Source organism: Arthrobacter sp. UYCu512 (genome assembly GCF_040547075.1).
Taxonomy (GTDB): domain Bacteria; phylum Actinomycetota; class Actinomycetes; order Actinomycetales; family Micrococcaceae; genus Arthrobacter.
In genome coordinates this window covers 203,350-226,989 of the sequence record NZ_JBEPPA010000004.1, presented here as the reverse complement: position 1 = coordinate 226,989, position 23,640 = coordinate 203,350, and the positions used below count along the sequence as shown (strand labels likewise).

Below are 23,640 nucleotides of genomic sequence, written 5' to 3'. Positions count from 1 at the left end.
GTTCATTTGCGACACAAAACGGTCGTATAAGGCAGGATTGATCCGTCGGGCCCGCAGCCCGGTGACGTTGATCAGCTCGATTGGGGGTCCGCAGGTGAGCGAAAGTACGACCACGACCGGGAAGACGATCGGAAGACGGATGACGGATATAAAGATGTCGGGTGAGCAGTGAAAACCTGGATCATCGGCGTTATCGGCTTGGCCGGACTCGCCGCGATAGTCGGCGCATCGTACATCTCGGCGGCGGCGCTGCTGGCCGTGGCAGTGATCGCCGCCGCCGCCGTCGGAGTCGGCTGGCCGCATTTCCTGGGCATCCCGGCCAAAAAGACCCTTGCCGTCCTGATCGGGTTGCCCGGCGCCGGCGCCGCCGTTGCCGCGACGTACCTTCCCGGCCCGGGTTTCCTTGACTGGACGCCATCGTTTATGGCGGCCGGGGTGATGGCGGTCTTTGTGATGCAGCTGATCCGCGGGACCGGCCAGGCGCAGCGCCTGGAGTCCACGCTCGGTTCCAGCGCCGGTGTTTTGCTCTCCTGCCTGGGCGCAGGCTGGATCGCGTGCTCCCGATTCAACGGCGTCCGTGAAATGCTCCTGGTCGCGGCAATCAGCGCTGCGATTGCCCTGCTGGCCGGCCTGATCCGCTGGCCGGACAGGGTTGTGGCGCCGCTGGGCATCGTCGGTGCAGGGCTGGCCGGGCCGCTCGCGGGCCTCGTCTTTTCCGACATCGCGGTGCTGCCGGCCGCGGTCGTTGGGGTGGTGGTGGGCGCCGTGCTGATGAGTTTCCGCCGCCTGGTGATCCTTCGCGGCGAATCTCTCAGCTTTGCGGCGGCCCTCGGAATGGGGCTGGGCCCGGTCTCCGCCGTCGGTTCGCTGGCTTACTTCATAGACAAACTACTCATCTACTAACGCGCTAGGATGGCATCATGTCCGTACTTGCATTTGAAATCTTCTTCCTTGTACTGCTCGGCGTTGCCAGCGTGGCCATGGCGTGGTTCGCCGGCTTTGTTGTGTACCGCCTCTTCAAGGGCCAGAAGTAGACACCAGAACCACTAGCCGTCTTCGTTTCCAGGGGTAGCTGCTGTGCCGATTGAAATACCGACCGATCTGACACCCGAAATCGTTCCGCTGTCCTGGCTCATAGGTGAGTGGGAGGGTGAGGGCAGGCTGGGCGCCGGGGAAGAGGATTCCGAGCACTTCCGGCAACACGTGTCCTTCACCCACAACGGCCTGCCGTACCTGCAGTACCGGGCCGAGAGCTGGCTGACCGACGACGCCGGCACCACCTTGCGTCCGCTCACTGTCGAAACCGGGTTTTGGGCCCTGGAACGCAAACAGCGCGAGGAGGATGGCGGCCCCGGGCTGATCCCGGCGGACATCGTTCCCGTGCTCAAGAGCGCCGACGAAGTCGAGGCCCTGCGCAACAACGACGGCGGCTTCGATATCTCGGTCTCGATCTCCCATCCCGGCGGGATTTCCGAGTTGTATTACGGCCAAATTAAGGGCCCGCAGATCCAGCTCAGCACCGACATGGTGATGCGCGGCAGCCACTCCAAGGAGTACACCGCCGCGACCCGGATCTTTGGCCTGGTGGAAGGCAACCTGCTGTGGCGCTGGGACGTGGCCTCGGGCAAGGGATCTGCGGGGGGAAGCGGCCTGGCGGCGCACGCATCCGCCATCCTGCACAAAGCGAGCTGATCGGCGGCGCACGGTGCCTGCCGGCGGAAAAGCCCGGCTTTGATCTCTCACTGAAAGTCAGTTGTCCGGAACGACCGCAGGGAGCATCACAGTGAATGCCATACCCAAAACAACTGCCGATTTCAGCGACCTGAAGGCCGTGTATTTCAACGGCACCCTCAAGAGGTCCCCCGAGACCTCCAACACGCAGGGCCTGATTGACGTCAGCCGCGCCATCATGGAAAAACACGGCGTCAGCACCCGGGTCATCCGGACGGTGGACCACGACATCGCCAGCGGCGTCTATCCGGACATGCGCGAGCATGGCTGGCAGACCGATGAGTGGCCGGAACTGTATCCGGCCGTCCGGGACGCGGACATTGTGGTGCTGGCCGGACCCATCTGGCTCGGCGACAACTCCTCGCAGACGAAGAAGTTGATTGAGCGGCTCTACGCGCACTCGGGCGAGCTGAACGAGCAGGGCCAGTGGGCGTTCTACCCCAAGGTCGGCGGTTGCCTCATCACCGGAAACGAGGATGGGATCAAGCATTGCGCCATGAACGTCCTCTACAGCCTCCAGCACGTCGGCTTCACCATCCCGCCGCAGGCCGACGCCGGCTGGATAGGTGCCGTGGGACCGGGTCCGAGCTACCTTGACGAAGGCTCCGGCGGTCCGGAAAGTGACTTCACCAACCGCAACACCACCTTCATGACCTGGAACCTGCTGCATCTGGCACGGATCCTCAAGGATGCAGGCGGCATTCCTGCCTACGGGAACCTGCCCGAGGCCTGGAAGGCCGGCACCAGGTTTGACTTCGAAAATCCGGAATACCGCTAAGCGTTGAGGACTTCTACTACATATGACTACCAAAAACCCCCTGTTGGAGCGGCCCGGCGCCGTCGAGGCCGTCGGGGCTGATGCCGGCGTCGCCTCCCACTACGGCGAACCGCTGCGCGAACAGCGGGCCCTGGCTGCCGGGACCGCCCTTGTGGATCTGTCCCACCGCGGCGTCGTCACCGTTGCCGGGCCGGACCGGCTGAGCTGGCTTAACACGCTCTCCTCCCAGCAGCTGACCACCCTTGGGCCGGGGCAGTCCAGTGAACTGCTGCTGCTCAGCGTGCAGGGCCGGATCGAATTCGACGCACGGGTCGTGGACGACGGTGCCACGACCTGGCTTGTTGTCGAGGCGGCCGAGGCCGCGCCGCTGGCCGAGTGGCTGAACAAAATGAAGTTTATGCTCCGGGTCGAGATCATCGACGCATCCGCGGACTGGGCCGTGCTGGGTACCACCCGCCGGGTACCTGAGTTCTCCGGCCTGCTGGTCTGGGAAGACCCGTGGCCCCATGTCGGGGCCGGCGGCTACTCGTACGCGGTGGTGGGGGAGGATTCCCACCCGGGGCTCGAACGGCCGTGGTTCGAGTACCTCGTCCCGGCCGGGGAACTTGAAGTCACCGTCGGGGCACGCCCGCTCGCGGGGGTCTGGGCGGCCGAAGCGCTGCGCATCGCGGCGTGGCGGCCCCGCTGGGGCGCCGAAACCGACGACCGGACCATCCCGCACGAACTCGACCTGCTCCGCACCGCCGTGCACCTGAACAAAGGCTGCTACAAGGGCCAGGAAACAGTGGCCCGGGTGCATAACCTGGGCCACCCGCCGCGCCGGCTGGTGTTCCTGCAGCTCGACGGATCACAGCACACCATGCCCGCCGTCGGCAGCGAAGTCCGCGCCGGTGAGCGCAAGGTGGGCACCGTCACCTCCGTAGCCCAGCACTATGAAATGGGGCCGGTGGCCCTGGCAGTGGTCAAACGCTCGGTCTCGCCGGAGGACGTGCTGACAGTACTTGACGGCGAAGAGCCCTACACCGCGGCGCAGGAACTTATTGTGGCTCCCGACGCCGGACAGGTTGTAGGACGGCAGACCGGTTTCCTGCGGGGGACTCGATGACTGAGGGAAGCTCCGTGCCTGACGAAGAGACCCTGGCGCTGGCACACAGACTTTTTGACGCTGCCCGGCAGGGTGACTCCGCCACTCTTGGCAGCTACCTCGCCGCCGGGGCCCCGGCGGGCTTAACGAACACGGCGGGGGATTCCTTGCTGATGCTTGCGGCATACCACGGCCACGCCGACGCCGTCCGGCTCATCCTGGCGCACGGCGGAGACGCGAACACCGCCAACGACCGAGGCCAGACGCCGCTGGCAGGGGCCGTGTTCAAGGGCTACACGGAGGTGTCCCGGGTGCTGGTCGACGCCGGGGCGGACCCCGACGCCGGGACGCCATCGGCCCGGGCGGCCGCGCAAATGTTCGAGCGCAACGACATCCTGGCGCTGCTGGGCTGATCCGGTTCCCGGGATTCCCAACACTGTTGCGCCCGTATACTCCATGTGGAATAGTCGTGCTGGAATAGTGTTTCGGGCTCACCGGCCGCCATTACCAAAGGACCCCGCACCATGCCTCGAGCCACGCCGCTGACACCATTGGGCGTTGCCGCACTCTCCCTGCTCGCAGAAGAACCGATGCATCCCTACGAGATGTACCAGCTCCTGGTCGCCCGGCATGAGGACCGTTTGGTCAAGGTCCGTCCGGGAACGCTTTATCACGCAGTCGGGCGGCTTGAAGAGCAGGGGCTGGTGGCCGCGACCGGAACCGACCGTGAAGGCAACCGCCCGGAACGCACCACCTACGAGATTTCCGGGGCGGGCCGGGAGGCTTTGACCCTGCGGCTGCAGGACATGCTCGCTACTCCCGTCAATGAATATCCGTCCTTCCCGATGGCCGTCTCGGAGGCGTACAACCTGCGTGCCGGCGTCGTGATCGAACTGCTCGACCGGCGCCTTATCGGGCTCCGGGAGCAGCTCGACTTCCTCTCCGCCGCGCAAGAACGGGTCCGGGCGCAGCAGGTCGACCGCAAGTACTGGATCGACATGGAGTACCAGCAGGTCATGCTGCGCGCAGAGACCGGCTGGATCCGGAGCCTCCAGCAGGAGCTCGGAACCGGCCAGCTGACCTGGTAGCCACCCCCGGCTCCGCGTTCGACGAATAATTTCAGACATCCCCAGGCATCACCACCAGCACTAAGGAACCACATGGAAACTGTAGCCAGGCCGTGGCCGGCACTCTGGTCCCTCGTTATCGGGTTCTTTATGATCCTGATCGACACCACCATCGTCTCGGTGGCCAACCCCCGCATTATGGAAGGCCTGAACGCGGACATCAACTCGGTAATCTGGGTGACCAGCGCCTACCTGCTCGCCTACGCGGTGCCGCTGCTGATCACCGGCCGGCTGGGCGACCGCTTCGGCCCCAAGAAGCTCTACCTGACCGGCCTGGTCGTCTTCACGCTGGCCTCCCTTTGGTGCGGTCTCTCCGGCGACGTCCAGATGCTGATCGTGGCCCGGGTGTTCCAGGGCTTCGGCGCCGCACTCATGACACCCCAGACCATGGCGGTGATCACCCGGATCTTCGCACCGGACCGGCGGGGTGCCGCGATGGGCGTCTGGGGCGCCACCGCAGGCATCGCGACCCTCGTCGGCCCGATCCTCGGCGGCGTCCTCGTCGACGGCCTGGGCTGGGAATGGATCTTCTTTATTAACGTTCCGGTTGGCATCGTCGGGTTTGTCCTGGCCGTGCGGTACGTGCCGGCCCTGAGCACCCACCCGCACAAGTTCGACATCCCCGGTGTAGTGCTCAGCGCCGTCGGATTGTTCCTGCTGGTATTCGGCATCCAGGAAGGTGAGACGTACGACTGGGGGACCATCACCGGGCCGATTACGGTATGGGGCCTAATCATCTCGGGAATCGCCGTCCTGGTGGTCTTCGTTTGGTGGCAAAAGATCAACAAGGGCGAGCCGCTGCTGCCGCTGTCCCTCTTCAAGGACCGGAACTTCTCGCTCGCGAACATCAGCATCACCACCGTCGGCTTTACCGTCACGGCCTTCACCCTGCCGCTGATCTTCTACTACCAGATTGTCCGCGGGCTGACGCCCACCCAGTCTGCCCTGATGATGGTTCCGATGGCCGTGATCGCTGGTGGCCTGGCACCCGTCATCGGGAAGATTATCGACAGGGTCAATCCGAAGTACATCACCGCCACAAGCCTGGTTCTGATGTCCGTGGCGCTGTTCTGGAATTCCTCCCTGATGCACCCGGACACGCCGATCTGGCTGTTCCTGCTGCCGAGCGCTGTGCTGGGCTTCGCTAACGCCGGAATCTGGGCGCCCCTTAGTTCGACCGCCACCCGAAACCTGCAGCCCCGCCAGGCCGGTGCCGGTTCCGGGGTCTACAACACCACCCGGCAGATTGGGGCCGTCCTCGGCAGCGCTGCCATTGCAGTGCTCATTCAGTCCCGCCTGGCATCGGAGCTGCCGGCAGCTCCCGCCGGCGCCAGCCCGATGGCATTTGGCGGCACCCTGCCTGAGGCCCTGCGCGAGGGATTCTCGACGGCGATGGGCCAGTCCATTATGCTTCCCGCTGCCGTGATTCTGCTCGGCGCGGCGGTGGCGCTGTTCTTCGCGAAGCCCCAGCCGGTTCAGGGCTGGGGCAGGCCCGCAACCGCTCCGGCGGGGGCTTCGTCAGATGAGCAGGCGCCGGCAAAGCAGCGCTAACGCTCCAACCCCGGCGGCTTCCGGATCAGCCCAGCAGCACGCTGGTCTGGATGCCGCCGGCGGCCAGGCCCAGGCTGCGGGCGATGGCCAGTGCGCCCTTGTTGCTGACCTCGGCACACCATTGCAGCGTCAGCCCTGAGGCGAGTGCCTCATGAGCCGCGATGGAGGCCGCCAGTGATCCCAGCCCCCGGCGGCGCCAGTCCGGGGCGACCAGCACCCCCATCTGGGCCAGGATGCCTTCCCACTCGGTGTAGGCACCGCAGGCCACCGGGGTCTTGCGGCCGTCTTCCACATGCATGATGGTGAAACGGTGCTCAAGGTCCGCGAGGCCTACTTCGTTGACGTCATCCGGCGGGCAGGCGGATTCCAGCTCGACAGCTTCCGGGCTGCCCGGCGAGACGGTGAGCTCCTCAGCGGGTTGTTGCAGGGGCAGATCATCTGCGAAAAAAAGTGCCGTGGCGCCGAGACCGTGGCCTCCGTGCTCCCGGGTGAGGGCGAGCAGCGTGCCGTGTTGCGCCAGCTCCCCGTCGGTTAGCCCCCTGGCGGCGTCCAGCGCCCATTGTGGTCCCACGAATGCAGAATTGCCGAACAGCCGGACAAACCGGACGGCGCGGGCCGAGTCGTCTGCCCGCGTGATGCGTTCGCCCGCCGCAGCGGCAAACGCGCCGTCGTCCAGACCGAGGGAACGGGCCCACGCGAGCTGGATGATGTCGACGGAACCGGGCTCAAGTGTCATGACTCCACCCTACCCACCGGCGCGCCGGGGCCCGGGGCCTAACCGAAGAGGACCGCGGCCTCGTCGTAGCGGTACTGCGGGACGGTCTTGAGGTTACCGAGCGCGGCGTCGAAGCCTACATGGACGATGTCGGTGCCGTTGAGGGACACCATGGTGCCCCAGCGCGCTTCGACGACCGAATCGATCGCGGCCATGCCCAGCCGGGTCGCCAGGACACGGTCGAATGCGGTGGGAACACCGCCGCGCTGGATGTGGCCCAGGACGGTCGCACGGGTTTCGATGCCGGTCATGGCTTCGAGCTCGGGGGCCAGCCTTTCCGAGATCCCGCCAAGGCGCGGACGTCCGAAGGTGTCCAGCCCGCGTTCGGAGTGCGGCGTTTCCTGGTCATCCGGGACGAATCCCTCGGCCACGACAATGAGCGGCGCGCGGCCACGGTCCCGAGCCGAGACAACCCAGTCGGCGATCTGCTTCATCGAGGCTTTCTGCTCCGGGATCAGGATGGCGTGGGCGCCCGAGGCCATGCCGGCGTGCAGGGCGATCCAGCCCACGTGGCGTCCCATCACTTCGGCGATCATGCAACGGTGGTGGGACTCGCCGGTGGTCCGCAGCCGGTCGATCGCCTCGGTGGCAATTTCGACGGCGGTGTCGAAGCCGAAGGTGTAGTCAGTGGCGTCGAGATCGTTGTCGACGGTCTTGGGGACGCCCACGATCTTCAGGCCGGCGTCGGTGAGGCGTTTGGCGGCCGCCAGCGTGCCTTCCCCGCCGATGGCGATGAGGGCGTCGATGCCCAACCGGTCCATATTGGCCTTGATCACCTCGGGTCCGCCGTTGTTTTCAAACGGGTTGGTCCGGGACGTCCCCAGGATGGTCCCGCCCTGTTTGGCGATGCCGCGGACCATGCTGCGGGGGATATCGATGGTGTCTGCTTCGACGACGCCACGCCAGCCGTCCAGGAACCCCACGAACTCGTGGCCGTGCACGGCGATGCCCTTCAGGACGGCGCCTCGGATGACGGCGTTCAGTCCCGGGCAGTCGCCGCCACTGGTGAGGATTCCAATTTTCATGTCTCGGCTCAAATCCTGGTTCGTAGGTTTTCAGGAAGAGCGCCACGCTGAGCTCACCTAGAGTCTAGTGGCGCCTGTGGGGCAGGACACAACCTGTGACTTCGGGAAAGTGCCCCGGCCGGCCGGCCGGGGCACTGCGTTTCCTCGCGGGGACGGCGTCAGGGTCGTCCCGAGCGCTTGGCGAGGAACGTCTCAAGGACGACGGCGTTCCGCTGGTCCGGGAGGAGAAGCCAGGCCGCAAGATAAAGCACAAAAGCCGGTCCAGGCAGCAGCGCGACGAGCAAAAAGGCGATCCGGACGAACGCAACATCCACGTTCAGTTTGGCGGCGATGCCTCCGCAGACTCCGCCCAGCCAACGCTGCGGGCCGCGTTTGAGCCCAAGGCCCCTGACGGTGCTGAAGAATTTTTCCATGGTTCAAGACTTCCTTGTCGGGGTGGCTTTGTCACGTCCGCGCGATGAGAGCAGCCCGCCGACGACGAGAGCGGCTCCGGCGCCAATCATCAGGCCGATCACCACGTAGCTGCCGTTGAGCGACACGAGGCGCAGCTCGGAAACGATGATAAGTGCGGCCAGTGCCATCACTATCAAGCCCCAGACGATGGTGCCCACGCGGGGCGGTGATTCCACCTGCGGTTCCCGCGCTCCCGGCGGAGGCGGGGCTGCCGGGCTGCCGGCCGGTGCGTCATAGCTGCTCATGTCAATTACCTTCCTTGATGGTGACGTTGCTGAAGGTGCCGTCTATCTTGACGATCAGGGTCGCCCCCGGCATTTCGGTGTTGTAATCGATCTGCCGAGTGGTCATGCCACTGTGATTCTGGCTGCCCTCATTGAGGTTGCCCATGGTCATGTCTGCCTGGATTTCCACCGGAACGGTGTCCGGGATGACCACCGTGAGGTTGCTTGCTGTCGCGTCGAGAGGGACCACAAGGTCGGTTTTCAACGGAGGGTTGAGCGAGAGCCCGGTAAGGTCCACGGTTCCGGTGCCGGCCGTGATGTCGAAGCCTCCCAGTGCCTGCTCGATGCTCACCGGTGACCAGTCCGCATTCTGCGGACGGAAGCGGTCGCCGTTGGGCAACACATTGAAGATTCCGCCGACGACCAGGGCGAGCGCTGCCAAGAACCCGAGGCTGCCCGACGTGCGGCCCCTGAGACCGGCGATAAGGATGCCGAGACCCAGGACCACGGCGGCGCTGGCCCAGATAACGGCGCTGCTGGAGGTACCGAGGTTGATGAGGTTCGCGACGTCGAGGATCTTGATACCGCCGCCCACCAGCAGGGCAAGGCCGGCTGTCACCGCGACGGCGGGAGTGCCCGGGCCCAGCTTCCGGGGTTTGCCCGGCTGGACGGGCCCGGGCACCGGCTGGTAGCCGCCACGGAACGGGCGTGTTGCACCCGGCGGTTGGGGTGTGCCCCAGCCCGGTGCCGGCAGCGTTGACTCGCCGTTGTGGGCCGGTGTTTCCGAGGCCCCGTAGCCGGTTGCGGCGAAGGGGGCCACCCCTGCCGGTACCGCGGGCGTTGCCTGCTTTGGCGGGTAGGCGGTGTGGACCGCCGGGTCACCGTCCGGATGGCCAGCGGACAGGCCGGTGGCGCCGTTCCGGGACTTGTTGCGGTGCGTGAGGTAGTAGATGAGGTAGATGGCGCCGCCGACCCAAAAAACTGTCCAAAGGAAGGGGCCAGCGCCGTAGCGGTCCCAGCCCCAGGCGCCGCTGCCCAGGCTGGGGAAGCCGACGACCGTGGTGATCAGGGCCCCGGTCATGCCGGATGACCAGCGGCCCGCGGCGGCTTCCTGCAGATGGATGCGCCCGTCCGGTTCGGGCAGGAGTGCCCACGCGATGCCGTAGAGCAGGACGCCGACGCCGGCGAAGATTGCCAGCACTATCAGGATGCCGCGGACAATCAACGGGTCGACGCCGAAGTGCCGGGCTATGCCACTTGCCACCCCGCCGACCCAGCGCTCGCGGCCTCGGTGGACGCCGTGGCTCCGGATCCAGTCGAAGAAATCCTGCGGCGGGCTGCCGGCCGGCGGAGGCGTTGGCGCGTAGTCGTAAGGCGGAGGCGGAGGAGGTGTTGGCGCGTAGTCGTAAGGCGGAGGCGGAGGAGGTGTTGGCGCGTAGTCGTAGGGCGGAGGAGGCGGGTTGCCGGCCCCGGAACCGGCCGAATCCTCCAGCGGCGCGGTCGCGGAGGTGTTGGCGGCAGTGCCGGCAGAGGTCTCCGCGGCCGGCGCCGCAGGCTCTTCTGCGGCACCGCCTGCAGGGGCGTTTCCTTCATTGGGGTGCTCAGGGTGCGGATTCATACTTCGATCCTGCCGTCCGCCACGATTCCGTTCTACTGGGGAACACCCTGAACTGCCCCTGAGTCGACCCCGGTTCGGGCCGGAAACACGGCAGGGAAACCCTGATCCGTGTTTGGATTGCCTTATGACAACAGCCGCTTCCCGCCCGCCGCTGGTCCGCGGCAGCGACCGGGTGATCGCCGGGGTCTGCGCCGGCCTCGCCGGGCATCTGGGCTGGCCGGTGCGGATGATCCGAATCGGTATGGCGGTTGCCGCGCTCGCCGGCGGTGCCGGGGTGGCGTTCTACGCCTGGCTTTGGATCATGGTTCCCACCGCTGATGAAAGCGCCAGGCGCAGCGCCCGCCAGCCGGTGTCGCCCATTGCTCCCGCTGTGAGCGTGCCGGACGGTGAGTTTCCAGCCGGGTGGTGGCGCGGCAGGATCACCGGAATGCGCTACGGCAAGGAGATCCTGCTTGGGTCGGGCCTGCTGCTGGCCGCCGGCATCCTGATTGCCCGTCTGCTCGGCGTTGACATTCCGCTCGGGACCCTCGTCCCGGTTGCGGCCATCCTGTGCGGCGCGGCCATCGCCTGGATGCAGTTGGATGAAACCCGCCGGGCAGGCCTTGTGGACAAGACCAAAGCGGACCAGGCCGGCGGCTGGGCACGTCTTGCGGCCGGGTTGGCACTTGTTGTCACCGGCGTCCTGGTTATGGTGTCCGGCTCCGGGTCGTGGGAACAGACCTGGCTTGCGCTGCTGGCCTCGGTGGCGGTGCTAGGGGGCGTGGCGCTGGTCCTCTTGCCCTGGGGGCTGAAGTTCTGGCGCGACCTGGAGGCGGAACGGGCCGGGCGGGTCCGCGCCACCGAACGGGCCGAGATTGCCGCCCACCTCCACGACTCCGTGCTGCAGACCCTGGCCCTGATCCAGCGGCGGGCCGGCAACGAGACCGACGTCGTCCGGCTTGCCCGCGCCCAGGAACGCGAGTTGAGGGGCTGGCTGTACCGGGATCCGGGCCGGGAATCCGGTCAGTTGTCCGAGCGTATTAGGGCCGCCGCGGCGGACGTGGAGGACGCCCTGGGCCGCGCGGTCGAAGTGGTCTCTGTGGGGGACTGCGCCATGGCCGAACGCCACGAGGCGCTCGTCCAGGCCGCCCGAGAGGCGATGCTGAACGCTGCCCGGCACGGCGGCGGCGCCGTGTCCGTGTATCTGGAGGTCGCCGACGACGCGGCGGAGGTCTTCGTGAAGGACCGCGGTCCCGGCTTCGACCCGGACGCCGTCCCTGCTGACCGGCTGGGGGTCCGTGAATCGATTGTCGGCCGGATGAACCGCCATGGCGGCACCGCTACCATCAGCAGCAACGAAGACGGCACCGAGGTGCGGCTGAGGCTTCCGTTGGCGGCGGGAGCAGCCACGGGCGCTGCGGCCGCCAACGGCAACGGAGAGGCAACACAGTGAGCATTAGCGCGGAGGAACGTCCCGGACCGGGGATCCGGGTAGTAATTGTGGACGATCATGCCATCTTCAGGTCCGGCCTGAAAGCTGACCTGGACCCGAACATTGTCGTCGCCGGCGAGGCTGGGACTGTGGAAGAAGCCATCGCGGTGATCGCGGCGGTGCGTCCCGACGTGGTGCTCCTGGATGTCCATCTGCCCGGCGGGCTCGGCGGCGGCGGCCGAGAGGTGCTGGCCGGTTCAGCTCCCTTGCTGGGCAGTACCCGGTTCCTGGCCCTGAGCGTCTCCGACGCGGCAGAGGATGTTGTGTCGGTGATCCGGGCCGGGGCCCGCGGCTACGTCACCAAAACCATCTCCGGGAAGGAAATTTCCGACGCCGTGCGTCGGGTGGCGGGCGGCGACGCCGTCTTCTCGCCCCGGCTGGCCGGCTTTGTGCTCGATGCTTTCGGCACCGCCCCGGCCGACATTGCCGACGACGAACTGGACAGGCTCTCAGCCCGCGAGCTCGAAGTGATGCGGCTCATCGCCAGGGGCTACAGCTATAAGGAAGTCGCGAGGGAGTTGTTCATCTCGATCAAGACGGTGGAAACGCACGTCTCGGCCGTGCTGCGCAAGCTCCAGCTCTCCAACTGGCACGAACTCACCCGCTGGGCCGCCGAGCGCAGGCTCCTCTAATCCCACAAACCCGACGCTCCCGCAGTTTCGGCGGGTTGACGGGGAACGCTCCCGCAGTTTCGGCGGGTTGTCGGGGAACGCTCCCGCAGTTTCGGCGGGTTGTCGGGGAACGCTCCCGCAGCGGCCGGCAGCGGCTGCGGGAGCGTTCGTGATTCGCCCGCCGGAAGTGCGGGAGGGTTGTTTACTTGGCTTGGCCGAGGAAGTCCTGCAGGCGGGCGACGCCTGTGGCGAGGTCCTCATCGCCCAGGGCGTAGGAGAGGCGTAGGTACCCGGAGGGCCCAAAGGCCTCACCCGGAACCACAGCCACTTCCACCTCATCGAGGATCAGTGCCGCCAGCTCCGCGGACGTGGACGGCCGGACGGGTCCGTTTGCGGACGGCAATTCCTTGCCAAGCAGGGCACGGACGTCCGCGTAGACGTAGAAGGCACCTTTCGGCGTCGGGCAATCCACGCCCTCGATGGCGTTCAGTCCGGCCACGATGGCTTTGCGGCGCCGGTCGAAGGCGAGCTTCATCTCGTCGACGGCGCTCAGCGGACCGGACACCGCGGCGAGCGCCGCAACCTGCGGGATGTTGGAGACGTTCGACGTGGCATGCGACTGCAGGTTCGTGGCGGCCTTGATGACGTCGGCGGGGCCGATCATCCACCCGACGCGCCAGCCTGTCATGGCGTACGTCTTCGCCACGCCGTTGAGGATGACCACCCGGTCGCCCAGTTCAGGGACGGCCGTGGCAATCGAGGTGAATGGCACCCCGTCGTAGGTCAGGTGCTCGTAGATCTCGTCCGTGACCACCCAGAGTCCCTTGGCGGCTGCCCACTGGCCGATCTCCCGGACCTGTTCCGGCGAGTACACGGCGCCGGTGGGGTTGGAAGGGGACACAAAAAGGAGTATTTTCGTGCGGTCCGTAACTGCCGCTTCCAGCTGCTCCACGGCAACCAGGTATTCCTGCTCCGGTCCGGCGAAGACCTCGACCGGGACGCCGCCCGCGAGCCGGATGGCTTCCGGGTAGGTGGTCCAGAACGGAGTCGGGACAATCACCTCGTCGCCCGGGTCCAGTAGCGTGGCGAAGGTGTTGTAAACGGCTTGTTTGCCGCCGTTGGTGACGAGCACCTGGGACGCCTCTGCCCGGTAGCCGGAATCGCGGAACGTCTTGTCCGCGATGGCCTGCCGCAACTCCGGCAGGCCGGCGGCCGGGGAGTACCGGTGGTACTTGGGCTGGCTGGCGGCTTCGATTGCCGCCTGCACAATGTAATCGGGGGTCGGGAAGTCCGGCTCCCCGGCGCCGAAACCGATGACCGGCCGGCCTGCCGCCTTCAACGCCTTCGCCTTGGCATCAACAGCCAATGTGGCGGATTCGGCTATGGCGGAAATACGCTGTGAAATGCGGGCGGCAGGCATCGCGGGTCCATTTCTTCGCTTGCAGCTTCGGCGGCTGCGGGTGGGATTCGACGGAATCTACTCTATGCTGTTCATCGGATCCTCAGAGGTGCCCGTGCGGAAGTGTGACTGCAGCGTGGAAAGTCGTGGTCGCGGCTTTTTGCTCAACTGCTCCCGGCCGGACGCACGGTCCGAAGGGGCCGGTTCGACGTAGACGCAGTTGTTGCGTAGACTGGTTCTCCGGTGTTGAAAACACGACGATGGCCTGCGCCTCAGCGAAGTCTGGGGAAACAGGCCGGGGGCTTGTTTTTGATCCATAGGGTAGTGGCGCAATTGGTAGCGCAGCGGTCTCCAAAACCGCAGGTTGCAGGTTCGAGTCCTGTCTGCCCTGCGCAAGCTGTTCCGGTTTCTCCGGAACAAGCGCAGCAACCATGGTTCAGTTCAGGGCCGGGTATCCGACATTGCGAGGATGAGTGAGATCCAGGTGACCGAAACGGCTGCAGGCAGCTCCAGTGGCCGCCCCGCCAAGAATGCCCCCAAGGCAGGTTTCTTCGCCCGGATCGCGCTTTTTGTCCGCCAGGTCATCGGCGAACTGAAGAAGGTTGTCGCTCCGACCCGCAAGGAACTGATCAACTACACGCTTGTGGTGCTGGTGTTCGTCGTCATTATGATGCTCATCGCCACAGTGCTGGATCTAGCCTTCGGGGTCGGCGTTGGCTGGGTCTTCGGCGGCACAGGCCCCACGGACCGCTAAGGCGACCGGTCCGCAGACTTCGTGGCTTACCCCGGGATTCCGGCGGTTCTGCGGGGTGTGCGGAATTGAGTCATTTAAATAGGCATGTTAGGCAATGAGGAAGCAGGAGACCAAGTGTCTGAGCAGGAGCTCGAGGTAACTGAGACTGAGCTGGATAAGAGCCAGGACGCCGCGGTGGAGACCGGGGAACTGTCCGAGGCCGCGTCTGCTGCGCCCGCATCCGACGTCGCTGACGAGGCCGCTGACACAGCAGAAGCCGGGGAAGCCGCTGCGGAAGAGTCTGCTGAGGCGGACTCGGACGAGGTAGCCGTTGCCAGCGACGAAGCAGCCGGATCCGATGACGAATCGGCCGACGCGCTGGCAGCCGCTGCGGCCGCTGCAGAGGTTGACCCGGCCGATGAGTTCAAGGCCAAGCTGCGCCGCCAGGAAGGTGACTGGTTCGTCATCCACTCGTACGCAGGCTACGAGAACCGCGTCAAGGCCAACCTTGAGACCCGCATCCAGACCCTGGACATGGAAGACTTCATCTTCGAAATCCAGGTTCCGATGGAGGAAGTCGTTGAGATCAAGAACGCTCAGCGCAAGGTCATCAACCGCGTCCGGATCCCCGGCTATGTCCTGGTCCGGATGGACCTGACGGATGCCTCCTGGGGCGCCGTCCGCCACACCCCGGGCGTCACCGGATTTGTGGGCAACGCCCACAACCCGGTCCCGCTGCGCCTCGATGAGGTCTTCTCCATGCTCGCGCCGGTCTTCGAAGAAGAGCAGGCCGAGAAGGGCAAGCCCATCAAGCACGCTGCGGCGCAGATCGACGTCGACTTTGAGGTCGGCGAGTCGGTCATCGTCAAGGAGGGCCCCTTCGAGACCCTCCCGGCCACCATCTCCGAAATCAAGGTGGACTCCCAGACCCTGGTGGTGCTGGTTTCCATCTTCGAGCGCGAGACGCCGGTCACGCTGGCCTTCAACCAGGTCAGCAAGATCTAGCTGTTCCCACAGAATTCGTCCCGGGCTGCCCGCTTTAGCAGCCAGGGGCGGCCGGCCGCCTCGCCATGGCGGCCACCAAGCTGCGGCACGCTCCTGTGTCCCAGGAAGTAATTGAGAGAAGGACCCTACATTGGCTCCCAAGAAGAAGGTCACCGGCCTCATCAAGCTGCAGATCCAGGCAGGTGCCGCTAACCCGGCCCCGCCGATCGGTCCTGCGCTTGGCCAGCACGGTGTCAACATCATGGAATTCTGCAAGGCGTACAACGCTGCGACGGAAGCCCAGCGCGGCAACGTTATTCCGGTTGAAATCACGGTCTACGAGGACCGTTCATTCACGTTCATCACCAAAACCCCGCCGGCTGCAGAGCTCATCAAAAAGGCTGCAGGCGTCGCCAAGGGTTCGCCTACCCCGCACACCGTCAAGGTCGCGAAGCTTACCCAGGCCCAGGTCAACGAGATCGCCACCACCAAGATGGAAGACCTCAACGCCACCAGCCTTGAAGGCGCCGCGAAGATCATCGCCGGCACCGCCCGCTCCATGGGTATCACCGTCGAAGGCTAAATGCCTTTACCGCCGGGCAACCGGCACCACCTAAACATTTGAATGTTGGAAGCCCGGCACGGATTATCGAGCCGGAGTCCCAACTGTGGCAGGGCCCAGCGCGGTCCGCAGACCACAACTGCACAAGGAGAAATAAGCAGCATGGCAAAGCGCAGCAAAGCATATGAGGCAGCCGCAGCCAAAATCGACGCGGAGAAGTTCTACGCGCCGTTTGAGGCAGTGACGCTGGCCAAGGACACCAACCCGTCCAAGTTCGACGCCACCGTTGAGGTAGCTTTCCGCCTGGGTGTTGACCCTCGCAAGGCCGACCAGATGGTCCGCGGCACCGTTATCCTGCCGCACGGCACGGGTAAAACAGCCCGCGTCCTGGTCTTCGCAACGGGCGACAAGGCTGAGGCAGCAATCGCAGCCGGCGCCGACTTCGTTGGTTCCGATGACCTGATCGAAAAGATCGCAGCCGGCTGGACCGACTTCGACGCCGCCGTCGCCACCCCTGACCTTATGGGCAAGGTTGGCCGCCTCGGTAAGGTCCTGGGTCCGCGTAACCTGATGCCGAACCCGAAGACCGGCACCGTGACCGCTGACGTCGCCAAGGCCGTCAACGACATCAAGGGTGGCAAGATCGACTTCCGCGTCGACAAGCACTCCAACCTGCACTTCATCATCGGCAAGGTTTCGTTCGACGCCCTCAAGTTGGCCGAGAACTACGCCGCCGCTCTGGAAGAAGTTCTTCGCCTCAAGCCGTCCGCTTCCAAGGGCCGGTACATCCAGAAGGCTACCGTCGCCACCACGTTTGGCCCGGGCATCTCGGTTGACCCCAACGTCACCAAGGTCCTGACCGAGGTCTAATCCTCACCAGCCTTACAGCACACGACGGAAAGACCGTCCCGCATCCGCGGGGCGGTCTTTCCTGCATTCCACGACGAACGGCCAGGGCCCGGCGCGCGTCGCTGGTGGACCGGTATTGATGGAACAGCGGCCCAAAGCGGCATATGCTGGCCGTGGTTGCCCGGTTATCGCCGGGTTTCCGGCACGCACGGATGGCAGAACCGCTGGGGATGATGGCCGCAATGGCAAATGAAGTACGGATTGAACAGCTGTGGATCCCCGATTCGCTTGACGGGTCGGATGCCTCCGACTTCGTTGCCGCCGTCGAAGTGGGACGCAAGGTGCGAATGCAGACGTGGGGCAGCGATGATCTCGCCTACTTGCCGCAGGAAAAACTGCTGGAAATGGCGGACCCGTACGAGCGCCAGGTCATTCTCGTTGCCAAGGTGAGCGGGGAAATCGTCGGTACTGTGGACATCGCGCTGCCGCTCGCGGACAACCTCGACCTGGCCGAATTCGCGCTCGACATCCTGCCCGAATTCCAAGGACGGGGCGTGGGCCGGCAACTGCTTGAAGCTGCGGAGCACTTCGCCCGCGACGAGGGCCGGCACACCATCCTGGTCGACACGAACCATCCGAGTTCCTCGCTCGGTGACAGCGAAGCCGGGCAACTGGTGCCGGGCACGGGCTTCGGGTTCGTCCCGGACAACAGCCGCGAAGTCGAGTTCGCCCGCCACAGCGGCTATGCCCTGCAGCACATCGAGCAGTTCAGTGCCTGCGCGCTGCCGCTTGACGGCAAGCTCGTGGCGGAGCTGGGAACCGAGGCCGAGGAGGCGAACGCAGGACGCTACCGGCTGCACCATTGGACGGACCGGTGCCCGGAGCAGTGGCTTGAGGCCGTCGCGGCACTGGAAAACAACGCGGGCGAAGACGGCGTGCCCGGTGTCGATGATTCAAGCATGGTGTTCGACGGCGGAATCCTCCGGCAAGCGGAAGATGTCGCCATTGCGCAGGGCCGCCGGACAGTGGTCACCGCCGTCGAGCGTCTGGGCAGCGGTGACCTGGTCGGTCTGACCACGATCAGCGTCCTGGCACTGCGGCCCGATGTGGTCTTCCAAGATGACACAGTCGTCCTCCCGGAGCACCGCGGCAACAAACTGGGCCTGCTGATCAAGGTCGCCAACATGGAGCGGCTCTCCGAACAGTTCCCGGACGCCCGGGTGCTGTACACCTGGAACGCACCGGAAAACCGTTACCTGCTCACGGTCAACCAACAGCTGGGATTCACCACCGCCGGAGTCACCGGGATCTGGCAGAAGGAACTTCCGGATTTGGGCCCCAGCAACAGCTGAACCGTCCGACGTCGCCGATTTGGAGCAAGGGCCAGGTTTCGCGTAGGCTGGGGGGACCAAAGACCGTCGGTTGTTGGACATTCACTCTCCCAAGCAAGGCTCACTTCTGCAGCTGCGCCGGGAGAACCAGTGAATCTCCAGACGAAGGACCCTGAACATAGGGCGGCCGGCGCAGGTGAACGAAGCAAAGCTCCGCAGTCATGGACTGCGTCGAGACAAGCCCCGTGCATCTGCGCGGGGCGTTTTTAGTTTTTAGCTCTTTTGAGCGGGGACCGGGAACTACCGGCTCTATCCCCGGAAGGAGGGTTATGGCAACGCCTAGCAAGGTTTCAGCAGTAGCTGAGATCACTAACGATTTCAAGGAATCGAACGCCGCTGTCCTGACCGAATACCGCGGGCTCACCGTTGCACAGCTCAAGCAGCTGCGTGTTTCTCTCGGCCAGGACACCAAGTTCTCGGTCGTCAAGAACACCCTGACCGCCCTTGCAGCCAAGGAAGCCGGTGTCGAAGCATTCGACGGCCAGCTCGCCGGCCCCACTGCAATCGCGTTTATCAAGGGTGACGCAGTTGCCGCTGCCAAGAGCCTGACGGATTTTGCCAAGGCCAACAAGCAGCTGGTTATCAAGACCGGTTACTTCGAGGGCAAGGCACTGAACGCCAGCGAGGTAGCTGCCCTGGCAGCACTCGAGTCCCGTGAGCGCCAGCTTGCCATGGTTGCAGGCATCCTCAAGGCTCCTGCTGCCGCCGCTGCACGCACCATCGATGCTCTGCGCCTCAAGCTTGAAGAAGCGAACGGTGCCCCGGCCGAAGCCGAAGCGCCCGCCGCTGACGAAGCTCCGGCCGAAGCTCCCGCAGATGCAGCAGTAGAGACCGAAGCTCCGGCTGACGCCGCAGCCCCCGAAGAGAACTAACTCTCTTTCAAACCAGACTCCGGTGCGAAGGCGAGCCCCCGGGCTGCCGAGCACCACTATAGGAAGGACGCCACACCATGGCGAAGCTCACCAACGAAGAGCTCATTGAAGCTTTCAAGGAACTGACCATCATCGAGCTCTCTGAGTTCGTTAAGCTCTTCGAAGAGACCTTCGAAGTTACGGCCGCTGCCGTTGCCGTTGCTGGCCCCGCTGCCGGTGGTGCTGCAGAAGAAGAAGAGCAGACCGCATTCGACGTCATCCTGGAGCACCCGGGCGACAAGAAGATTGCAGTCATCAAGGAAGTTCGCGCCATCACTTCGCTGGGCCTCAAGGAAGCCAAGGACGTTGTTGACAGCGCACCGAAGGCCATCCTCGAAGGTGTCACCAAGGAAGCTGCCGAGAAGGCTGTTGCCCAGCTCGAAGAAGCCGGTGCCCGCGTTACCCTCAAGTAACCCGCCGCTTCAGGACCTGGCCGGGAACCTCGTGTTCCCGTTCCGCTCCGGGAAACCCCGCGCACCCCGGTGTGCGGGGTTTCCTGCGTTCCGGGCGGACATCAACGGCAGGTGAACTTCCCAAAGAGTTTGTGGAATCCCTGTTCTCGCGGGTGAATGCGCGCCTAGACTGTGGCTTTGTGCCAACAGGCCGCCAACGCTGAGGAGTCCCCACAATGACCGATCCCCATCACTCGCTTTCGCGCCGGACCATGCTGACTGCAGCCCTGGTGGGCGGCAGCGCGGCGGCTGCGGCCCTGTCCGGAGCCCCGGCCGCCCAGGCAGCCCCCGCAGCGGGCCGGAAGACGTTCAACCTGACGGTGCTTGGCACCACCGATCTGCACAACAACGTGTTCAACTGGGATTACTTCAAGAACGTCCCCTATGCGGATACCGCAGGGAACAAGATCGGCATCGCGCAGGCGGCCACCCTGATCAAGGCGATGCGGGACGAACGGGGAGCGTCGAACACGCTTACCATCGACGCGGGCGACACCATCCAGGGCACACCCCTGGCCTACTATTTCGCCAAGATCAGCCCCATCTCGGCGACGGTCACCCATCCCATGGCCTTGGCCATGAACGCGGTGGGTTACGACGCCGTTGGCCTGGGAAACCACGAGTTCAACTACGGCATCCCGCTGCTGCGGACCTGGGAAAGCCAGCTGAACTTCCCGCTGCTTGGCGCCAACGTCCACGACGCCACTACCGGCAAACGCGCTTTTACACCCTACGTACTCAAACGCGTGAAGACGAACAACGGCTGGCTGACCGTGGGCCTGGTTGGCTTTGTCACCCCCGGCTGCGCCCTCTGGGACCGCGACAACGTCCAGGGAAAACTGGATTTCAACGGCATCGTGGAGGAAGCCAGGACGGTTATCCCGCAGCTCAAGGCAGCCGGAGCCGACGTCGTTATCGTCACCAGCCACTCGGGCGCAACCCCGGGGTCGTCCTACGGCGATGCGCTGCCGTTCCCGGAGAACGCCTCCACGCAGTTGGCCGAAGAGGTCCCCGGCATCGACGCTATCCTGGTCGGGCACGCGCACCTGGAAATCCCGGAACGTTTTGTCACCAACAAGGCCACCGGAAGGCAGGTACTGCTGACGGAGCCGCTGAAGTGGGGCATGCGCGTGGCTGTAATGGATTTGGAAGTGGCCAAGGACAAAGGCCGTTGGACGGTCACCGCCGCCCACTCGCACTTGCTGGACGCCAAGACGGTCGATGCCGATCCCGCCGTTGTGCGCGCCGTCCAGGCAGGGCACGAGGCGACTGTAAAGTATGTCAACGAAGTCATCGGCACGTCCACGGCGCCGCTGAACACCGCCACCGCTTGCTGGGAGGACTCGGCGGCCATCGATGCCATCAACTATGTCCAGGCCAGCACCATCAAGGCCGAACTGGCCGGCGGCCCGTCCGCCGGGTTGCCGGTGCTCTCCATCGCTGCGGCCTTCTCCCGCTCGGTGGACGTCAAAGCCGGGCCGCTGACCATCCGGGACGTTGCCGGGCTGTACATCTTCGACAACACGCTGCTCTCCGTCAAGGTCACCGGGGCTCAGGTCCGGGACTATCTGGAGTGGTCCGCGCGGTACTTCAAACCGGTGTTCAGCAGCCCGGCACGCGCCGCCGACGTTACCAACGCTGCCACCGCGATGGCGCCGGGCGGGACGCCGGACTACAACTACGACGTTGTCTACGGTCTTGACGCAGCACTGAACTACGAGATCGACCTTGCCAAACCGGTGGGGGAGCGGATCACCGGGCTGCGCTACGGTGGCGAGGTCCTTCGGCGGGACCAGGAATTCGCGCTGGCCATCAACAACTACCGGCAAAGCGGCGGCGGCAACTTCCCGGCAGTCATGGCGGCTCCGGTACTCTCCAACAGCCAGCAGGAGATCCGGCAGCGGATTATCGACTACGTTGTGGATCACGGCACCCTGGACGTTTCGGTGTTCAGCCAGGACAACTGGCGGCTGACCGTCAACGGCGCGGCACTCACCGTCACCGCCTAGCCGGCCTGCGTCGACCCGGGCGATTTAACCCGGACAGGCTAGATCCCGCGCCGGCACGTGCCGGCACGTGCCGGCGCGTGACGGCCCGTGCTGGCGCGTGACGGCCCGTGCCGTCACGTGCCGTCACGCGCCGTGCCGCGCCGCGGCATGCTGTTCGTTCAATTCGGAGATGTCCGCGACCACGGCGTCGAGGGCGGCGGCGAAGGCATCGGCGTCCACAAACGCGCTGTAGCCATGCTCGCCCGCGCCCAGGGCAATCCTGCGCCCGGTGATGCTGCGGTCCACATAGACCGGCCATGGCCTGGTACTTCCCAGCGGGGTGATCGTGCCGCGTTCGTAGCCGGTGGCGCCAAGGGCGACCTCCGCACTGGGAAGGGACAGTTTGTTGACACCAAGCAGCGCGCGCAGCTTGGGCCAGGAAATCTGCCGGTCGCCCGGGATGAGCGCAAAGAGGAAGCTGCCGTCCTTGTGTTTGACCACAAGGGACTTCACGATATCCGCGGGCTGAATTCCGAGGATATCGGCCGCCTCCTCGAGGCTTTTCGCGGCTTGGCGTTCCACCAGACGGATGCTGAGGCCACGGGCGGCGGCGTCCGCCAGGAACCGCTCCCGGCCGGTGCCGCCACGAGCGTCCGCCGCCGCGCCTGGATCGTTCATGGTGGGCTCATTGACCAAACTCAGTCGCGGAACAGCAGGAGCGCTTCGCCCTGGCCTCCGCCGCCGCACAGCGACACGGCAGCCTTGCCGCTGCCTCTCCGCTTCAGCTCGTGCGCCGCATGCAGGGCCAGCCGGGCGCCGGAGGCGCCGATCGGGTGGCCCAGGGCGATCGCGCCGCCGTGGATGTTGCACTGCGCCAGCGGGTAGCCGAGGTCCTTGAGCGACTGCACGGCCACCGAACCGAAAGCCTCGTTGATCTCGATGAAGTCCAGGTCCGCGGCAGACCAGCCGGCTTTCTGCAGCGCGCTGGCAATCGCGTTGGCGGGCTGGGAGTGCAGCGAGTTGTCCGGGCCGGCCACCTGCCCGGGCTTGCCGACGACGGCCAGGTACTCAAGGCCGTTCTCTTCGGCAAACTTCCGTGAGGAGAGCACGAGGGCGGAGGCGCCGTCGGACAGGGGGGAGGAATTGCCCGCCGTGATGGTGCCGTCGGTGACGAACGCCGCCCGCAGGCCCGCCAGTGAGCCGACAGTTGTGTCCGGCCGGATCCCCTCGTCCGAGGCCAGGACAATCGGCTCGCCTTTGCGCTGCTTGACGCTGATGGGGGCGATTTCGCCGTCGAACACACCGTCCTTGGCGGCCCGCGCGGCGCGCTGGTGGGACGCTGCCGCCACTTCGTCCTGGGAGCTGCGGTCAATGCCCAGCGAAAGGTTCTTGGTCTCGGTGGACAGGCCCATGGATTGCCCGTCGAAAGCGTCGGTCAGGCCGTCGTGCGCTGCAACATCCAGGGCCTGGATGGACCCGTAGGTCCAGCCCTGCCGGGAACCGGGGAGGATGTGCGGCGCGCGGGACATCGACTCCTGGCCGCCGGCTATAACAACGGCGGCGTCGCCGCTGCGGATCATTCGGGCCGCGTCGATGACGGCAGTTAGCCCGGACAGGCAGACCTTGTTGATGGTCACACTGGGAACGTTCCAGCCGAGTCCGGCCGCGATGGCGCTCTGCCGTGCAGGGTTCTGGCCCGCGCCGGCCTGCAGCACCTGTCCCATGATGACAGAGTCCACCTGCTCGGCCTTTACACCGCTGGCGGCCAGGGCCGCCCGGATGGCGTGTGCGCCGAGTTCTACGGCCGTGAAACTTGCGAGCTGGCCGTTGAGGCGCCCCTGGGGGGTGCGGGCGGCGGCGAGGATGACAACATCATTGTTGTCTGCAGAGTGGCTCATGGTTGTCTCTTCCAATCGTGAACGT

25 protein-coding genes and 1 tRNA gene are annotated in these 23,640 nt (G+C 65.4%); 18 read left to right on the top strand and 8 right to left on the bottom strand.

Annotated features, from left to right (window positions below; genetic code table 11):
* The first annotated feature begins 168 nt into the window (after window positions 1–168).
* The 7 genes from ABIB49_RS06260 to ABIB49_RS06230 all read left to right on the top strand — a co-directional run bounded on the left by ABIB49_RS06260 (window position 169) and on the right by ABIB49_RS06230 (window position 6,271).
* Complete coding sequence (locus ABIB49_RS06260) at window positions 169–903, top strand: permease (RefSeq protein ID WP_282359765.1); 735 nt, start codon at window positions 169–171, stop codon at window positions 901–903.
* A 174-nt stretch (window positions 904–1,077) separates the two neighbouring features.
* Window positions 1,078–1,692 carry a nitrobindin family protein gene (locus ABIB49_RS06255; protein ID WP_226774782.1) on the top strand — a complete coding sequence of 205 codons (615 nt, stop codon included), beginning with the start codon at window positions 1,078–1,080 and terminating at the stop codon, window positions 1,690–1,692.
* A 91-nt stretch (window positions 1,693–1,783) separates the two neighbouring features.
* Window positions 1,784–2,509, top strand: a complete 726-nt coding sequence (locus tag ABIB49_RS06250; protein WP_226774781.1) for a flavodoxin family protein — start codon at window positions 1,784–1,786, stop codon at window positions 2,507–2,509.
* A 22-nt stretch (window positions 2,510–2,531) separates the two neighbouring features.
* Window positions 2,532–3,614 (top strand): CAF17-like 4Fe-4S cluster assembly/insertion protein YgfZ, encoded by a 1,083-nt coding sequence (gene ygfZ / locus ABIB49_RS06245; RefSeq protein ID WP_354156815.1) that lies wholly within the window; start codon window positions 2,532–2,534, stop codon window positions 3,612–3,614.
* A complete protein-coding gene (locus tag ABIB49_RS06240; RefSeq protein WP_226774779.1) occupies window positions 3,611–4,006 on the top strand; it encodes an ankyrin repeat domain-containing protein in 396 nt (131 codons plus the stop codon). Before ygfZ ends, ABIB49_RS06240 begins: the two co-directional genes overlap by 4 nt.
* 111 nt (window positions 4,007–4,117) lie before the next feature.
* Window positions 4,118–4,681 carry a PadR family transcriptional regulator gene (locus ABIB49_RS06235; RefSeq protein ID WP_226774778.1) on the top strand — a complete coding sequence of 188 codons (564 nt, stop codon included), beginning with the start codon at window positions 4,118–4,120 and terminating at the stop codon, window positions 4,679–4,681.
* Window positions 4,682–4,753: 72 nt separating this feature from the next.
* Window positions 4,754–6,271: a DHA2 family efflux MFS transporter permease subunit gene (locus ABIB49_RS06230; RefSeq protein ID WP_354156814.1), complete on the top strand. Its 1,518-nt coding sequence runs from the start codon at window positions 4,754–4,756 to the stop codon at window positions 6,269–6,271.
* 25 nt (window positions 6,272–6,296) lie between these two features.
* On the opposite strand, the gene ABIB49_RS06225 is transcribed toward ABIB49_RS06230, so the two are convergent.
* From ABIB49_RS06225 to ABIB49_RS06205, 5 genes are all read right to left on the bottom strand, one after another.
* A complete protein-coding gene (locus tag ABIB49_RS06225) occupies window positions 6,297–7,007 on the bottom strand; it encodes a GNAT family N-acetyltransferase (protein WP_282359761.1) in 711 nt (236 codons plus the stop codon).
* Between the two features lie 38 nt (window positions 7,008–7,045).
* Entirely contained in the window at window positions 7,046–8,071 is a 1,026-nt protein-coding gene (locus ABIB49_RS06220) for a 6-phosphofructokinase (RefSeq protein ID WP_226774775.1), read from the bottom strand.
* 158 nt (window positions 8,072–8,229) lie between these two features.
* Window positions 8,230–8,484 carry a PspC domain-containing protein gene (locus ABIB49_RS06215; protein WP_226774774.1) on the bottom strand — a complete coding sequence of 85 codons (255 nt, stop codon included), beginning with the start codon at window positions 8,482–8,484 and terminating at the stop codon, window positions 8,230–8,232.
* Between the two features lie 3 nt (window positions 8,485–8,487).
* On the bottom strand, window positions 8,488–8,769 hold the full coding sequence (locus ABIB49_RS06210; RefSeq protein WP_226774773.1) for a hypothetical protein: 282 nt from the start codon (window positions 8,767–8,769) through the stop codon (window positions 8,488–8,490).
* A gap of 1 nt (window position 8,770) precedes the next feature.
* Window positions 8,771–10,366 (bottom strand): PspC domain-containing protein, encoded by a 1,596-nt coding sequence (locus tag ABIB49_RS06205; RefSeq protein WP_226774772.1) that lies wholly within the window; start codon window positions 10,364–10,366, stop codon window positions 8,771–8,773.
* A gap of 124 nt (window positions 10,367–10,490) precedes the next feature.
* Between ABIB49_RS06205 and ABIB49_RS06200 the strand changes: the two genes are divergently transcribed.
* Window positions 10,491–11,798: an ATP-binding protein gene (locus ABIB49_RS06200; RefSeq protein WP_282359760.1), complete on the top strand. Its 1,308-nt coding sequence runs from the start codon at window positions 10,491–10,493 to the stop codon at window positions 11,796–11,798.
* The gene (locus ABIB49_RS06195; protein ID WP_354156813.1) at window positions 11,795–12,469 is read left to right on the top strand and encodes a LuxR C-terminal-related transcriptional regulator; all 675 of its coding nucleotides are present in this window, start codon (window positions 11,795–11,797) and stop codon (window positions 12,467–12,469) included. The genes ABIB49_RS06200 and ABIB49_RS06195 overlap by 4 nt, the downstream gene beginning before the upstream one ends.
* Window positions 12,470–12,650: 181 nt before the next feature.
* Here ABIB49_RS06195 and ABIB49_RS06190 read toward each other — a convergent pair whose 3' ends face one another.
* Window positions 12,651–13,868 carry a pyridoxal phosphate-dependent aminotransferase gene (locus ABIB49_RS06190; RefSeq protein ID WP_226774769.1) on the bottom strand — a complete coding sequence of 406 codons (1,218 nt, stop codon included), beginning with the start codon at window positions 13,866–13,868 and terminating at the stop codon, window positions 12,651–12,653.
* Window positions 13,869–14,165: 297 nt separating this feature from the next.
* Here ABIB49_RS06190 and ABIB49_RS06185 point away from each other — a divergent pair.
* From ABIB49_RS06185 to ABIB49_RS06145, 9 genes are all read left to right on the top strand, one after another.
* Window positions 14,166–14,238 (top strand) — tRNA-Trp (locus ABIB49_RS06185).
* A gap of 78 nt (window positions 14,239–14,316) precedes the next feature.
* Entirely contained in the window at window positions 14,317–14,601 is a 285-nt protein-coding gene (gene secE / locus ABIB49_RS06180) for a preprotein translocase subunit SecE (protein WP_226774768.1), read from the top strand.
* 114 nt (window positions 14,602–14,715) lie between these two features.
* Window positions 14,716–15,585 (top strand): transcription termination/antitermination protein NusG, encoded by an 870-nt coding sequence (gene nusG / locus ABIB49_RS06175; RefSeq protein ID WP_282359759.1) that lies wholly within the window; start codon window positions 14,716–14,718, stop codon window positions 15,583–15,585.
* A gap of 130 nt (window positions 15,586–15,715) precedes the next feature.
* Window positions 15,716–16,147 (top strand): 50S ribosomal protein L11, encoded by a 432-nt coding sequence (gene rplK, locus ABIB49_RS06170; protein WP_024365990.1) that lies wholly within the window; start codon window positions 15,716–15,718, stop codon window positions 16,145–16,147.
* A gap of 141 nt (window positions 16,148–16,288) precedes the next feature.
* A complete protein-coding gene (gene rplA / locus ABIB49_RS06165; RefSeq protein WP_024365991.1) occupies window positions 16,289–16,996 on the top strand; it encodes a 50S ribosomal protein L1 in 708 nt (235 codons plus the stop codon).
* A 221-nt stretch (window positions 16,997–17,217) separates the two neighbouring features.
* Window positions 17,218–18,327: a GNAT family N-acetyltransferase gene (locus ABIB49_RS06160; RefSeq protein WP_226774765.1), complete on the top strand. Its 1,110-nt coding sequence runs from the start codon at window positions 17,218–17,220 to the stop codon at window positions 18,325–18,327.
* 308 nt (window positions 18,328–18,635) lie between these two features.
* Window positions 18,636–19,238 carry a 50S ribosomal protein L10 gene (rplJ, locus tag ABIB49_RS06155; RefSeq protein ID WP_226774764.1) on the top strand — a complete coding sequence of 201 codons (603 nt, stop codon included), beginning with the start codon at window positions 18,636–18,638 and terminating at the stop codon, window positions 19,236–19,238.
* A gap of 77 nt (window positions 19,239–19,315) precedes the next feature.
* Window positions 19,316–19,690 (top strand): 50S ribosomal protein L7/L12, encoded by a 375-nt coding sequence (gene rplL, locus ABIB49_RS06150; protein ID WP_024365995.1) that lies wholly within the window; start codon window positions 19,316–19,318, stop codon window positions 19,688–19,690.
* A 215-nt stretch (window positions 19,691–19,905) separates the two neighbouring features.
* The gene (locus ABIB49_RS06145) at window positions 19,906–21,738 is read left to right on the top strand and encodes a bifunctional metallophosphatase/5'-nucleotidase (RefSeq protein ID WP_282359757.1); all 1,833 of its coding nucleotides are present in this window, start codon (window positions 19,906–19,908) and stop codon (window positions 21,736–21,738) included.
* 123 nt (window positions 21,739–21,861) lie between these two features.
* Here ABIB49_RS06145 and ABIB49_RS06140 read toward each other — a convergent pair whose 3' ends face one another.
* Window positions 21,862–22,395 (bottom strand): aminoacyl-tRNA deacylase, encoded by a 534-nt coding sequence (locus ABIB49_RS06140; protein ID WP_282359756.1) that lies wholly within the window; start codon window positions 22,393–22,395, stop codon window positions 21,862–21,864.
* Between the two features lie 20 nt (window positions 22,396–22,415).
* Complete coding sequence (locus ABIB49_RS06135; protein ID WP_282359755.1) at window positions 22,416–23,615, bottom strand: acetyl-CoA C-acetyltransferase; 1,200 nt, start codon at window positions 23,613–23,615, stop codon at window positions 22,416–22,418.
* Between the last annotated feature and the right edge of the window lie 25 nt (window positions 23,616–23,640).